This is a genomic window from Pandoraea anhela (genome assembly GCF_902459655.1).
GTDB lineage: Bacteria > Pseudomonadota > Gammaproteobacteria > Burkholderiales > Burkholderiaceae > Pandoraea > Pandoraea anhela.
Map to the genome: position 1 here is coordinate 60,854 of NZ_CABPSB010000017.1, position 13,725 is coordinate 74,578.

Consider the following 13,725-nt stretch of genomic DNA (forward strand, 5'->3'; position numbering starts at 1 on the left):
GGAGACAACCGCATGGCTACTGCAACGACAGCCACCTCCCATGCACCGATGACCAAAGAAGAGCGCAAGGTCATCTTCGCGTCGTCGCTGGGCACGGTGTTCGAGTGGTACGACTTTTACCTGGCCGGTTCGTTGGCCGCATTCATCAGCCGTCACTTCTTCTCGGGGATCAATCCCACGGCGGCCTTCATCTTCACGCTGCTGTCGTTTGCTGCCGGTTTCGCGGTGCGTCCGTTCGGCGCCATCGTGTTCGGTCGCATCGGCGACCTCGTCGGTCGTAAGTACACGTTCCTCGTAACCATCACGCTGATGGGTCTGTCGACGCTGGTCGTCGGTTTGCTGCCGGGCTATGCCTCCTGGGGCATCGCGGCGCCGGTGATCTTCATCGCCATGCGTCTGCTTCAGGGTCTGGCGCTGGGCGGCGAATACGGCGGTGCTGCCACGTACGTTGCCGAGCACGCGCCGCATGGCCGTCGCGGCTTCTACACGTCGTGGATTCAGACGACCGCTACGCTGGGTCTGTTCCTCTCCCTGCTCGTGATTCTCGGCACTCGCATGGTGCTGGGCGAAGAAGCGTTTGGTGACTGGGGCTGGCGTATTCCGTTCATCCTGTCGATCGTGCTGCTGCTGATCTCGCTGTGGATCCGTCTGCAACTGAACGAATCGCCGGCATTCCAGCGCATGAAGGCCGAAGGCAAAGGCTCGAAGGCGCCGCTCAAGGAATCGTTCGGTGAGTGGAAGAACCTGAAGATCGTGATTCTGGCGCTGGTCGGCCTTACGGCGGGTCAGGCGGTCGTGTGGTACACGGGCCAGTTCTACTCGCTGTTCTTCATGACGCAGGTGCTCAAGGTCGACGGCAACACCGCGAACATCATGGTCGCGCTGGGTCTGTTGATCGGCAGCCCGTTCTTCGTGTTCTTCGGCGCCCTATCGGACAAGATCGGTCGCAAGCCGATCATCATGGCGGGTTGCCTGCTGGCAGCACTGCTGTACTTCCCGATCTTCAAGGCGCTCACGCACTATGCCAACCCGGCGCTGGAAGCCGCGACGGCCCGTTCGCCGATCACGGTCATCGCCGATCCGAACGAGTGCTCGTTCCAGTTCAACCCGGTGGGCACCTCGAAGTTCACCAGCTCGTGCGATATCGCGAAGAGCTATCTGTCGCGCGCCGGTCTGAACTATCAGAACCAGGCGGCACCGGCGGGCACGATGGCGTCGGTGAAGATCGGCGACAAGGTGATCCAGTCGGTCGACGGCAAGGCGGCAGACGCGAAGGACAAGACCAAGGTGTTCGAGACCGACATGTCGGCTACGCTCAAGGCGGACGGCTACCCGGCGAAGGCCGACCCGGCGCAGATGAACAAGCCGATGGTCGTGGTCCTGCTGGCGATCCTCGTGATCTTCGTGACGATGGTGTATGGCCCGATCGCGGCGATGCTGGTGGAAATGTTCCCGACGCGTATCCGCTATACCTCGATGTCGCTGCCGTATCACATCGGTAACGGCTGGTTCGGCGGCTTCCTGCCGGCTACGGCATTCGCCATCGTGGCGGCCAAGGGCGATATCTACTCCGGCCTGTGGTACCCGATCGTGATCGCGCTGATTACCTTCGTGATCGGCATGCTGTTCATCAAGGAGACGAAGGACGTCGACATCTACGCCAACGACTGACGATGGCGTGACCTGCCCCGACACACGAGGCAGGTCAGGATGCGATGCAACGCCGGGGCCTTCGGGTCCCGGCGTTGTCGTTGAAGAGGACGCCTTGGGGCGACCTCTTCAATCCCGATGAACGTCATCAGGATATTTTCATGATTTCGCAAAATACCTGTTGACAGTCCATAGGGGTCTACCTATAATCTTTCTTCTACGGCGAATTAGCTCAGTCGGTTAGAGCGACGGAATCATAATCCGCAGGTCCGGGGTTCGAGTCCCTGATTCGCCACCAAATTTAAGAACGGCTTCCAGCAATGGAAGCCGTTTTTTTATTCTCTTCCGAATCTCGATCGAACACGATTTCGTGTGCATCGTCATTGGGCTTGGCGAGGTCGGCACCGTCCGCCGGCAATTCCCAGCCACACCATTAGGCCCTCACCCATAGGTCGGCAAGTCCGGCATCGCTTTCGATAATCCAACGCCTTGTAACGCAAAGTACGTCACGCTCAAAGTGCCACGATGAAGTCCCGCCATCCATTGGAGGAACATCATGGACCCCGTATCGAACATCACGCCGCAAATCTCTAACGCATCTACCGACACGTCGGTGCAACGCACCTCAACGCCAAACGTGGGAGCCCTGCCATCAGACCTGATGTCCGTGCAACTGTCTCCTCAGTCTTCAATGGGGGTGTCTGAGCAGCCCCTCGCAGGGATTCGCTTTCTCTCCAAGTCCGATAAGGACTTCTGGACGAGAGCAATTCGATTGGGAAATCAATCAAGTGACTGGAACGCATTCTGCCTCCACACCCACATACACTTCTTGCACGGACACAACCGCGATAGGGGGGACACCAACGTTCGGCACTCGGTGTTGGTACTGCTCGCTGGCAGTCTGGGACATTTGGATGCTCAGGCGCGTCTCCCTGGGCTTCAATGCATCCTGACAGATGAGCCTTACGGATGGAGCGCGGTCAACGAAGCAGTCAAGACAGGACAGCTCGACCTCAATATACTGCCGCCAGGCGACGAAACGATTGTCCGCGAACTCTTCGTCAAAGCACGCATCCCCAGTTAAGTCCGCCATGTTGACCGAGCCGGTCATTTCGGCAGCGCCGCTTACCGATGCATCGGGGACTGCACGCCCATCCCCGATGCACGAAACATAGCGTGGCGACAATCGCCGCCGATGCCTTCGCGGCGCCCCGCCTAATCAATCGAAGTCGAACATCTCGAATAGCGACTTCTTTTTGCGCGGGCGGTCGTAATAGCGACGGCGGTTGTCGTCGCCATGTTGGCGGTCGTGACTGTCACGTTTGTCACGATTGTCACGATTGTCGCGACGCTCCCAATACCCTCGATCGTCGTCGCGATACTCCTGCGCGTTCGCATGGCCATTCGAACGCCCGCCGGACTCGCGACGACTCCTGTCATGCTCGCCCCGGACCATCGGGGCCGACGCCGCCGCCGCGCCATCCGTGCGCTCAATCAACTTGTCCAACTCGCCCCGATCCAACCATACGCCACGACAGTTCGGACAGTAATCGATCTCCACTCCCTGACGCTCCGTCATCAGCAAATCCGGGGTACCGCACACAGGACATTTCATCGTTTGGCTCCGTTACGTAAAAGACAACGCCTTCAATGTATCGGGCACGTGGCGACGGAAAAACCTGCATTTTTATTCACTTAACTTCGATATTTTCGAACTGTCCCGAATACAGCGCGATGGGCCGGTCTCGCCCGCCTCCCCCTTGCTCCGGACGAAAAAAAGCGGTGCCGACGTTTGTCGGCACCGCTGCCTTTATGCGCGATCACTCACTGATCGCACCCGATCGACTGCGGGAGGCTACCGGGAACCCGAGGGCTTCCCTTGGTGAACCACTTAATGCACTACTTAGTGCACCACCCGCGCCTTCTGCGCCTCGCGACGCGCCTTGGCCCGGCGCGTGAGCATGTTCAGTCCCTCGACGAACGCCGAGAAAGCCATGGCCGCGTAGATGTAACCCTTCGGGATGTGCGAGCCGAACCCTTCCGCGATCAGCGTCATCCCGATCACCAGCAGGAAGCCCAGCGCCAGCATGACCACGGTCGGATTTGCCGCGATGAAGCGCGAGAGCGGTCCCGCCATGAACAACATCGCCGTCACGGCGGCAATCACCGCAATGAACATGATCGGGATGTGCTCGGTCATGCCCACGGCCGTCACGATACTGTCGATCGAGAACACGATGTCGAGCATGATGATCTGCAATACGGCCGCCCGCGCCGTGATCGTCGCGAGCGCCCCCGCGCCCGAGCCGCCTTCGGCATGCCCCTCATCGTCGCCACTGCCCAGCGCCACGTGATGATGCATCTCCTTCGTCGCCTTCCAGACGAGGAAAAGCCCCCCCGCGATCAGGATCAGGTCGCGCCAGGAGAACCCGTGCCCGAACATTTCGAACAGCGGCGCCGTCAGCTTGGCGATCCACGCCACCGTGCCCAGCAACGCCAGGCGCATGATCAGCGCCAGCGCAATACCCATCTTCTGGGTGCGCGCACGCATCGACACCGGCAATTTGTTGGTCAGGATCGAGATGAAGATCAGGTTGTCGATGCCGAGCACGACCTCCATGACCACCAGCGTAACAAGCGCCGCCCACACCGCCGGGTCGGCCGCCAAAGCAAGTAGATAGTCCATATAGGCGCCAGAGTTTTCCGTTTGGTTATCGGTGCATCCGCCGCCCTCAGGCCGCGGACCTCCCTTCGTCTCCCGCACCAAACGTCAGGTGCGGGCTCAGGACAGCATCATCGTCGAACTCATGTTTCGTAAAAACCAGCTATATACTTCAATTTGGTTCGGTTTTTACGAAGCATTCCTGCCATGTTGAATTACCGCCATCTCTATTACTTCTGGGTAGTCGTCAAGGAAGGCGGCTTTGCCCGCGCCGCCGAGCGCCTCGACATGGCCGTGCAGACGATCAGCGCGCAGGTTCGCGAGCTGGAAAAGTCGCTGGGTCACCAACTGCTCAAACCCCTGGGGCGGGGGGTGACGATGACCGAACCGGGTCAGGCCGCCTTTCGCCGCGCCGAGGAGATTTTCCGCCTCGGCCAGTCGATTCCGGACGATGTCCGCGAAGCCGCAAGCGGCCGGGTCGCGCGCCTCTCGGTCGGCCTCGCCGACGGCATCTCGAAACTCGCCGCTCACGCCATTCTCGCACCTGTCCTGGGCACGCCTTCGCTGCGACTCGTTTGCCACGAAGGCGAGCACGAACAACTGCTTGCCGAACTCGCGCTGCATAAGCTCGACCTCGTGCTCGCGAGCCAACCCGCGCCGTACAACCCTACCCTGCGGCTGGCAAGCGAACGTCTGGTCGATTCGCCGGTCGACTGGTATGGACCAGCGTCGATCGTGCGCAACATCTCGCGCGACACCTTTCCACAATGCCTGACGACACTGCCCGTATTATTGCCGACCGGCCACTCGGCGCTACGCGCCCGGCTCGATCAGTGGTTCGAGGGGCTGGGCATCCGCCCGCATATCGTCGGCGAGTTCGAGGACAGCGCATTGATGGCGGTATTCGCCACGCGCGGTCTGGGCGTGTTTCCGCTCAGCGAAGCCGGCGCGGGCGACGTCTCCGTGCTGCGCGGCTTGCGCTGGCTGGGCCGCCCGCAAGACGTGCACGAGGAGGTCCACGCCATTCGCTCGCGGCGCGGCGAGGGTCATCCGCTCGTGGCTCGCATTATCGGCCATCCCCTCGGCCATCCCCTCGGCCATGCACATGGCCACGCCCAGGACATCGTCGACGATCCGACGCCCGGTTCTGCTATAAGAACGAGTGACGTGCCATCCGCGCCGTCGTCATCTGCAAGGAAACCCCATGTCGAGTCGTAGCGACCAGCGCAAGTTTTTCCACCTGATGTTGTTCGTCGTGACCATCGTGTTCGGCTGGATTCTGTTTCCCCTGTTCGGCGCGATCTTCTGGGGGACGATTCTCGCCGTGCTGTTCCAGCCGGTGCAGCGTCGCATGCTGACGCGCATGCGCGGACGCCCCAACCTCGCCGCGCTCACCACGCTCGCGCTGATTCTGGTGATCGTCATCCTGCCGCTCACGCTCGTCGTGGGCATGCTGACGCAGGAAATCAGCACGGCACTCGTGCGCTTTCGTACCGATTTGCCGCAGCTCACGGTCGCTTTCCAGCAACTGCTCGACCGCCTGCCCGCGAGCGTTCATCGGATCATGGATCTCGCCGGCGTGCAGGACGTCAACGCCATCCAGCAGAAGCTCGGCGACGGCGCCGCACAGATCGGCCGCCTCGTCGCCGTCTACCTGGTGAGCATCGGCCAGAACACGGCGCAATTGCTCGTGAGCTTCGGCGTGATGCTCTATCTGCTGTTTTTCCTCCTGCGCGACGGCACGGCGCTCGGCGCCATGGTGCGCCGCGCGCTACCGCTCGACGAACGTCACAAGAGTCAGTTGATCCGTCAGTTCACCACCGTCGTGCGCGCAACGGTCAAAGGCAATATCGCGGTAGCCGTCGCACAAGGGGCGCTCGGGGGCTTCATCTTCGCCGTGCTCGGTATTCAGGGATATGTGCTGGCGGCCGTGGTGATGGCCTTTCTGTCGCTGCTGCCCGCCGTCGGCGCGGCCGTCGTGTGGGTGCCCGTCGGGATCTGGCTGCTGCTCTCGGGAGACATCTGGAAGGCGATCATTCTGTTCGCGTTCTGCGGCACCATCGTCAGTCTGGTGGACAACGTATTGCGCCCGATTCTGGTGGGCAAGGACACCAAGCTGCCCGACTGGGTCGTGCTGATCTCTACCCTCGGGGGCATGTCGCTCATCGGATTGACGGGCTTTGTGATCGGGCCGCTGATCGCGGCGCTGTTCATCGCCAGTTGGAACATCTACACGCGCTTGCGCGACGACGACGAGGGCGCCGACGCAGGCTGACATGGCATGACGATCTGCAACGTCGGCGACGCCTTGCCGACGCCCGACACCCTACGTCCTACGCCCGGCACCGTTCCGGGCGAATGGCGTCATTGTCTGCGGCCGACGCAAGCCATGCCAGCCGCGCCCGTCATCCCGCCCCGGCTGGCCGCGCCCGCGTTACCGGGCTATCGAGATAGCAGCCGGGCGCGTTACCGCCTGAGCGTCTGACCGCTTCAGGGCGCGGGCGCTTCAGGGCCTCGGTGCTGCCCCCGACGCGTTACGGCGTCTACGGCGTCTACGGCGTCGAAACCGCGTCGACATCGCGCGAGGCCAGCGCGGCGACCTCCTGAGCGATCTGCGCCATCACGGCATCCCAGTCGCCGCGCGCAGGCTGACGGAAGAGCGAGACGCTCGCATACCAGTCGCTGTCGCGCCGCGACAACTGCCAGCGCCAGTCCGGCGTGTAGTTCAGCGGCACCCACACCGGCTTGCCCAGCGCTCCGGCCAAATGCACCACAGCCGTGTCGGCGGCGATCACCAGATCCATCTGCGCGATGACGGCCGCCGTCTCGGCGAAGTCGCTGAGTTTGGAGCCAATGTCGTGCACGTTACCGTGCGCCTTGCGATAGCGCTCGAGTTCCGCATGCTCTTCGTCGGTCGCGTCGACCTGCAACGAATACCACTGGGCCTTTGTGGCGAACAACGACGCCCAATGCGCGAGCGGGATATCGCGTCCCGGCGGGAACGGACGCGTACGCCACACGAAACCGACACGCAGCGCCCCCTCGGGCTTCGCGCCGAGCAAGGACCGCCAGATGGTCTCGCGCCCTGCGCTGGCGCGCAGATATGGCGAATGCATGGCCACATTGCCGCCCGTCCTGAGCAAATGCGGCAGACTGAGCAACGGCATCTGCAAGTCGAACGACGGCACCGGCATATGCTCGCCGAGCACCGTCACACCGCGTGCGAAGCCGCCCAGCAACGTCACGAGCGGCGCCTGTACCGACAGCACCACCGTCGCGCCCATCTCCACCAGACTCGGCACGAAGCGCACGAACTGCAACGTATCGCCGAACCCCTGCTCGCTATAGACGAATACGCGCTTGCCCGCCAGCGACGTCTTGCCGTCCCAGAGACGATCGTTGAAACGCCGCTGCTGAACGCCGTCCTGCCAGCGCCACTCGTAATCGTGCCAGCCGTGCTCGAAGTCGCCGAGCAGCAAATGCGTCTGCGCACGGTTCGTGCGCGCGCCGGCATGGTTCGGCGAGAGCTTCACGGCCTGATGCAGGCATTGCAGGGCATCGTCGAACGCATGCCGCTCGCGCAGCGCTACGCCCAGATTCACGAGCGGATCGGGTTGCGCAGGCGCGATGGTGTTGGCGAGCCGGTAAGCGGCGATCTCTTCGTCGAACCGTCCCAGCGCGCCGAGCGCACGGCCCCGGTTGAAGTGCGCCTGCCACAATGCGGGCGCCTTGGCCGCCGTGCGTTCGAACCAGACGAGCGCGCGTGCGTTATCGCCCGCCTGCGCCCACGTCATTCCGATGGTGTGCAGCGTGCCGATGACGTCCGGCGACTGCTGCACCGTCGCTTCGAACAGCGCTTCGGTGCGCATGTGACGGCCGGCCTGGAGGCTCGCCATCGCGGCGTCGAACGTCGCCTGTGCGCCAGGGTGCGGCACGAGCGCCAGCAGACGATCGAAAGCGTCTGCCGCCGACTCGAAAGCGCCGGTACGCAACGAAACGTACGCGAGGCCCTCCAGCGCGGGCAGAAATTCAGGGGATTGTTTCAGAACTTGTCGTAACTCGGCGATCGCCTCGTCGAGCCGGCCGGCGGCACTCAGTTGTCGTGCACGCTCGCAACGCGCATCTAATGGCGTCGTCATGCGGCGCATCCTTGCTTGTGTGGGAATTGGAGAAGACGGGCCGGCAAGCCATGGAAACACCCGGGGCCGTACGGCCATAAGGCAGCCCCTCGGCAACAGGCGCCGTAGCCCGAATAAGCGGTGCACACTACACGACCGCACGGCACGAAGCAAGCCGCGGGGATTGGTCTTCGCAACGCCAATAAAGTTCACGCGCTTCACGGTTCACGCCCCACCTCCCCGCGCCGGTTCCAGTCGCCGGGCCGGGCAAAGCCACCGTCATGCCATCCCCCGGCGTTCCCCCCAAGGATTCAGGCGCTTTTCGGAAGCGTCATCGGTCGGGGCGAGACCACGTATCGACCAGCGAAACCGCACCCTCCCGCAGTGCAGCATAAATACCACAGTCGCTCGTCGGGGACGAGGTTTGCCAACCAATGACACCGGCTTTAACATCTTTTTACGGGGCAATCTGGTAGCATCCGCTGCCGTCGCTGCACACGCGCATCGTCGCTGCCGCGCTGCACACCGACGCTCCAGTTCTGTTGTCCGTCCGAACCCTCATCCGAACGAGGTCTTGATGACGCGCGTAGCCCGTCCGTTCATCCCCGCCACCGCGCGACGCCTGCTGCCCAACCGCTGGGATTTCATTGCGTTCCCGATCATCATCGGTTTTCTGATGGTCAGCTCGATGGGCATTCGTCAGACGTGGGCCCCGCTGGGCGACCTGCATACCGAAGTCATCTCGCTGGATCCGGCGAACCTGCCCGAGTACGCCCTGCGCACCACGCTGCGCATGCTCGCGGCCATGGTGGCTTCGCTCATCTTCACGCTGGTCTACGGCACGCTCGCGGCCAAGAGCCGCCGCGCCGAAAAGCTGCTCGTGCCGATGCTGGATATCCTCCAGTCCGTGCCGGTGCTCGGCTACATCTCGTTTACCGTCACGTTCTTCCTCGCCCTCTTCCCGGGACGCGTGCTCGGCGCCGAATGCGCCGCCATCTTCGCGATCTTCACGAGTCAGGCGTGGAACATGACGTTCTCGTTCTACCAATCGATGCGCACCCAGCCGCGCGACCTGTCCGAAGTCGCCGTGAACCTGCGCCTCTCGCCATGGCAGCGCTTCTGGAAGCTCGACGTTCCCTACTCGATGCCGGGCCTCATCTGGAACATGATGATGAGCATGTCCGGCGGCTGGTTCTTCGTGGTGGCCTCCGAGGCGATCACCGTGGGCGACAAGACGGTGACGCTGCCGGGCATCGGGGCGTACCTCGCCACCGCCATCCTTCAGCGCGATCTGGGCGCTGTGGGCTGGGTGATTCTGGCGATGGTCGTCGTCATCATCATTTACGACCAGTTCCTGTTCCGCCCGATGGTCGCGTGGTCGGACAAGTTCCGTCTGGAAGACACGGTCTCGCAGGCAGCCCCCGAATCCTGGGTACTCAACGTCATTCAGCGCACGCGCGCGATCCAGTTGCTGCTGCGTCCGCTGGGCAAGCTGCTGCGCACGATTGCCCGCATGCGTATGCCGATCTCGCTGCCGGCCGCGATTCACTCCGAATCGAAGTCGCCGCTCTCGCGCGTGATCGACTGGCTATGGGCGGCGGTGCTCGTTGCACTGGGCGTATCCGCCGCCTGGAAAATCTGCACGTTCGTGCTGGCCGAAGTCGGCGGCGCCGAGATCCTGCGCGTGTTCGGCCTCGGTCTCATCACGCTGGTGCGCGTGGTGGTGCTCATCGCGATTGCGTCGGTGATCTGGGTGCCGCTGGGCGTGCTGATCGGGCTGCGCCCGAAACTCGCGGAGCGCATCCAGCCGCTCGCTCAGTTCCTGGCGGCCTTCCCGGCCAACCTGCTGTTCCCGATATTCGTGGTACTGATCGTCCACTTCCGCCTGAACGCGGACATCTGGCTCTCGCCGCTGATCGTGCTGGGTACGCAGTGGTACATCCTGTTCAACGTGATCGCCGGGGCCACGGCCTTCCCGAACGACTTCAAGGAAGCCGCCACGAACTTCCGCATTCGCGGCTGGCAATGGTGGCGTCAGGTGATGCTGCCGGGGATCTTCCCCTATTACGTGACGGGGGCGATCACGGCGTCCGGCGGCGCATGGAACGCCTCCATCGTCTCGGAATACGTGCAATGGGGCGACGACAAGGTCGCCGCACACGGACTGGGCGCCTATATCGCGCAAACGACGGCCGCCGGCGACTATCCGCGCATTCTGCTCGGCATCGCGGTGATGGCGCTGTTCGTCGTACTGTTCAACCGCTTGCTGTGGCGCCCCATGTACGCCATCGCCGAAAACAAGCTTCGTCTGAATTGAAGGGACCGAGATGCCGAACGATACATCCGCTGGCCAAACGATCGCCGGAAAAGAGATCTTCTCGCTAGCCAACGTCAGTCGCGGCTTCCGCAAGGGCAGCGACGAGCGTCAGGTGCTCGACGGTGTGAACCTGCATCTGCACGAAGGCGAGATCGTGGGCCTGCTGGGCCGCTCCGGCTCGGGCAAATCGACGCTGCTGCGCATCATCGCCGGACTGATTCAGCCCAGCTCGGGCGACATTCGCTACATGGGCGAGCCGCTCGAAGGGCCGCCCGAGGGCGTGGCGATGGTGTTCCAGACGTTCGCGCTGTTCCCGTGGCTGACCGTGTTGCAGAACGTGGAAGCCGGGCTCGAAGCGCTCGGCGTCGAGCCGAAAGAGCGCCGCAGGCGCGCCCTCGCGGCCATCGACCTGATCGGTCTGGACGGCTTCGAAAACGCCTACCCGCGCGAACTCTCGGGCGGTATGCGCCAGCGAGTGGGCTTCGCCCGCGCGCTCGTCGTCAACCCGACGCTGCTGCTCATGGACGAGCCGTTCTCCGCGCTCGATGTGCTCACGGCGGAAACGCTCCGTACCGACCTGCTCGATCTGTGGAGCCAGCGTCAGTTGCCGATCAAATCGATCCTGATCGTCACGCACAACATCGAAGAAGCGGTGTTCATGTGCGACCGGATTCTGGTGCTGTCGTCGAATCCGGGCCGGGTGGTCGCCGAGATCAAGGTGCCGTTCCCGCATCGTCGCAACCGCCTCGATCCGGCCTTCCGCAAGATGGTGGACGATATCTACGCGTTGATGACATCGCGCCGCAACGCCCACACCACGCAGAAGATCCCGCTGGAACTTTCCAGCCCGCTGCACGAAGTGTCGACCAACCTGATGGCCGGCCTGCTCGAAGCGCTGGCGGTGCCGCCCTACAACGGACGCGCCGACTTGCCGGACATCGCACAGACGCTGCTGCTGGAGGTCGACGACCTCTTTCCGGTGGCGGAAATTCTCGATCAGTTGGGCTTCGCGGAACTCAAGGAAGGCGACATCATGCTGACCGCCGCTGGCAAGCGCTTCGTGGACATCGGCACGCAGGAGCGCAAGGTGCTGTTCGCCGAGCATCTGCTGCGTCACGTGCCGCTCGCCGCGAAGATCCGCACCGTGTTGCAGGAGCGTCGCGGGCAGCGGGCGCCGCGCGTGCGTTTCGAGCAGGAACTGGAAGATTCGATGTCGGACGATCTCGCGCAGGAAACGCTCGACACCGCCATCAACTGGGGACGCTACGCCGAGATCTTCTCGTACAACGACCACACGGAAACGTTCAGTCTGGAAGACGTGGAAGGCGCGACCTGATCGACGTCTGAACGCCCGCATGAGCGCATGATCGGCGGCTGAAAAGGCAACGCCGCGCGAGCCGTCCGGCCGCGCGGCGTTGTCGTTTCTGCGCGAGGGGCGACAGGCGCGCGACTAGAACGCGTACCCCGCGCCGATCATCCACGTCTGGTTGATGGTCCTCGAATCGGGTTCGTAGGCGCTCACGCCGGGGCCGACCTGCGTCGCCGCCGAGCGGCCGTACTGGAAGCGTGACCACTCGTAACTGGCGTTGATGTGGAAGTTGCGCGCGATTGCATAGTCGAGTCCGAAACCGGCCACGACGACCGGCTTGTTGCCGAGGCTGAAGGTGTTCTGCGAACCGGCCAGCGTCATCGACGCGCCGAGCATCGCACCGGCACGAATGTCGGCGGTCGCCACCAGCTTCGATGTCAGTTCCATCTGCCCCATCAACCCGCCGCCGACCACATGATGGCGGTAGCGCTCATAGAAGCCATAGCGATCCCGACTGCTGTCGCGAATCCAGTCGCGGTAGCTGTAGCTCACGTAAGGAATCACCTGCGCATTCCAGGTGCCCAGATGGAACGGGATGGCTTTGCCGGCCTTGAGCGTGACGTCCGTCGCCGTGGAGCGCGTCGACATCTGATAGTCGGGCTGAATGACGTTGCCGGCGCGGTCCTGCAAATAGCCGCCGTAGTTCACGTTGCCGTGCGCCACACGGACAGACCCGCTGAAGTACAGATTGGACACGCCGAACAACTGGCGCTGGGTCGAGGCGGTCAGGGCAAACGCGGCGGTCGTGCCGCTTTCGGAATCGCTTTTACCGGGCCCGATGGTCTCCCAGTAGTTCAACTGCTGCGCGCCCACGCCAAGCCATACCTGATTGTTGGCCCGTAGCATGGCCTCCTGCGCCTCGGCGTTCGACAGTCCAAGGAGCCCGGTTAGCCCGGCGACAGCGACGAGACAGGCGGCGCGCCCGAAGGCGGTTCCGCGAAGGCCGCAAGCAATGGTGCGGCGCGTATCCGGCGTCATGGCACGTCCCTCCCCAGGCGTGATCGCAACGACGACTTGAAAGCGGCCTTCGGCGAGGCCACCGTTTTCAGGCATTGTTTCAGCGCGCACGACGCCGCGCAAGCGGGGAAATGTGGATTCTTCGTATCCTTCGATTATCGAGATTTGTGTGGGGGCGAGGCGCGCAAACCGGCAACGCCTGCGAGCGGGCCGTGGCGATTGGCAAGGAAGACGACATCGACGGCACCCCACCGCTTTCGAGGCGTTCGTCGAAACGAATCGCGCGTTGAGAGACCGTATCAAAAAGGCCACACCTATCGGTATAGATACTGATTAGCGGTCGTTTTTGTGCAGTCGCATAATCGATTCGGAACCTGCCGCAAACCGAAGCCAGTTCGGGGGTCTGCCGTGTGCCGGGGGGCGCATCGGCAGAAACGTCAGCAGGTTCTTTCTGCGGCGAAGACCGTGTACCAGATCCCGGAAGGTGCAATATGAGCTACTACCATTCGAAAGAGGAAGGCCGCGCACGCGCCCTCAGCCTCACGCCCGCCTACCGTTGGCGCCGTCGCGCATTCGCCGTGTCGTGTGCGGTGCTTGCCGCTCTGGCTTACTACGCCGTACATCACCCGAAGTAAGCGCTGGCGCAACACCG

The 13,725-nt window shown here is 63.0% G+C and carries 11 protein-coding genes, 1 tRNA gene and 2 pseudogenes; 10 read left to right on the forward strand and 4 right to left on the reverse strand.

From position 1 onward, the window contains the following. Positions 1 to 12: 12 nt before the first annotated feature. The 3 genes from PAN31108_RS20180 to PAN31108_RS20190 all read left to right on the forward strand — a co-directional run bounded on the left by PAN31108_RS20180 (position 13) and on the right by PAN31108_RS20190 (position 2,734). Positions 13 to 1,671, forward strand: coding sequence for an MFS transporter (locus PAN31108_RS20180; RefSeq protein ID WP_150670556.1), 1,659 nt, complete (start codon positions 13 to 15; stop codon positions 1,669 to 1,671). Between the two features lie 200 nt (positions 1,672 to 1,871). After that, positions 1,872 to 1,948: transfer RNA gene (locus tag PAN31108_RS20185), tRNA-Met, on the forward strand. Between the two features lie 258 nt (positions 1,949 to 2,206). After that, positions 2,207 to 2,734 carry a hypothetical protein gene (locus PAN31108_RS20190; RefSeq protein ID WP_150670557.1) on the forward strand — a complete coding sequence of 176 codons (528 nt, stop codon included), beginning with the start codon at positions 2,207 to 2,209 and terminating at the stop codon, positions 2,732 to 2,734. Between the two features lie 135 nt (positions 2,735 to 2,869). Here PAN31108_RS20190 and PAN31108_RS20195 read toward each other — a convergent pair whose 3' ends face one another. Next, positions 2,870 to 3,265: a TFIIB-type zinc ribbon-containing protein gene (locus PAN31108_RS20195; RefSeq protein WP_150670558.1), complete on the reverse strand. Its 396-nt coding sequence runs from the start codon at positions 3,263 to 3,265 to the stop codon at positions 2,870 to 2,872. A 288-nt stretch (positions 3,266 to 3,553) separates the two neighbouring features. Next, positions 3,554 to 4,336 carry a TerC family protein gene (locus tag PAN31108_RS20200; RefSeq protein ID WP_150670559.1) on the reverse strand — a complete coding sequence of 261 codons (783 nt, stop codon included), beginning with the start codon at positions 4,334 to 4,336 and terminating at the stop codon, positions 3,554 to 3,556. A 183-nt stretch (positions 4,337 to 4,519) separates the two neighbouring features. Between PAN31108_RS20200 and PAN31108_RS20205 the strand changes: the two genes are divergently transcribed. The 3 genes from PAN31108_RS20205 to PAN31108_RS20215 are packed head-to-tail and all read left to right on the forward strand — an operon-like array spanning position 4,520 to position 6,797. Further along, positions 4,520 to 5,530, forward strand: a complete 1,011-nt coding sequence (locus PAN31108_RS20205) for a LysR family transcriptional regulator (protein WP_150670560.1) — start codon at positions 4,520 to 4,522, stop codon at positions 5,528 to 5,530. Continuing rightward, positions 5,517 to 6,587 (forward strand): AI-2E family transporter, encoded by a 1,071-nt coding sequence (locus PAN31108_RS20210; protein WP_150670561.1) that lies wholly within the window; start codon positions 5,517 to 5,519, stop codon positions 6,585 to 6,587. The genes PAN31108_RS20205 and PAN31108_RS20210 overlap by 14 nt, the downstream gene beginning before the upstream one ends. 6 nt (positions 6,588 to 6,593) lie before the next feature. Further along, complete coding sequence (locus PAN31108_RS20215) at positions 6,594 to 6,797, forward strand: hypothetical protein (RefSeq protein ID WP_150670562.1); 204 nt, start codon at positions 6,594 to 6,596, stop codon at positions 6,795 to 6,797. A gap of 67 nt (positions 6,798 to 6,864) precedes the next feature. On the opposite strand, the gene PAN31108_RS20220 is transcribed toward PAN31108_RS20215, so the two are convergent. Beyond that, entirely contained in the window at positions 6,865 to 8,451 is a 1,587-nt protein-coding gene (locus PAN31108_RS20220) for a tetratricopeptide repeat protein (protein ID WP_174995067.1), read from the reverse strand. Between the two features lie 556 nt (positions 8,452 to 9,007). Here PAN31108_RS20220 and PAN31108_RS27285 point away from each other — a divergent pair. The 3 genes and pseudogenes from PAN31108_RS27285 to PAN31108_RS20230 form a co-directional block, all read left to right on the forward strand. Further along, a pseudogene (locus PAN31108_RS27285) lies at positions 9,008 to 9,920 on the forward strand (ABC transporter permease subunit); the annotation flags it as partial. Between the two features lie 179 nt (positions 9,921 to 10,099). Further along, positions 10,100 to 10,747: pseudogene (locus tag PAN31108_RS27290) on the forward strand (ABC transporter permease subunit); the annotation flags it as partial. Between the two features lie 10 nt (positions 10,748 to 10,757). After that, positions 10,758 to 12,083: an ABC transporter ATP-binding protein gene (locus PAN31108_RS20230; protein WP_150670565.1), complete on the forward strand. Its 1,326-nt coding sequence runs from the start codon at positions 10,758 to 10,760 to the stop codon at positions 12,081 to 12,083. A gap of 114 nt (positions 12,084 to 12,197) precedes the next feature. Here the strand turns inward: PAN31108_RS20230 and PAN31108_RS20235 are convergent, their stop codons facing one another. After that, positions 12,198 to 13,094 (reverse strand): hypothetical protein, encoded by an 897-nt coding sequence (locus PAN31108_RS20235; protein WP_174995068.1) that lies wholly within the window; start codon positions 13,092 to 13,094, stop codon positions 12,198 to 12,200. A gap of 470 nt (positions 13,095 to 13,564) precedes the next feature. Between PAN31108_RS20235 and PAN31108_RS26460 the strand changes: the two genes are divergently transcribed. Then, positions 13,565 to 13,708 carry a hypothetical protein gene (locus PAN31108_RS26460; RefSeq protein WP_174995069.1) on the forward strand — a complete coding sequence of 48 codons (144 nt, stop codon included), beginning with the start codon at positions 13,565 to 13,567 and terminating at the stop codon, positions 13,706 to 13,708. Positions 13,709 to 13,725: the final 17 nt, after the last annotated feature.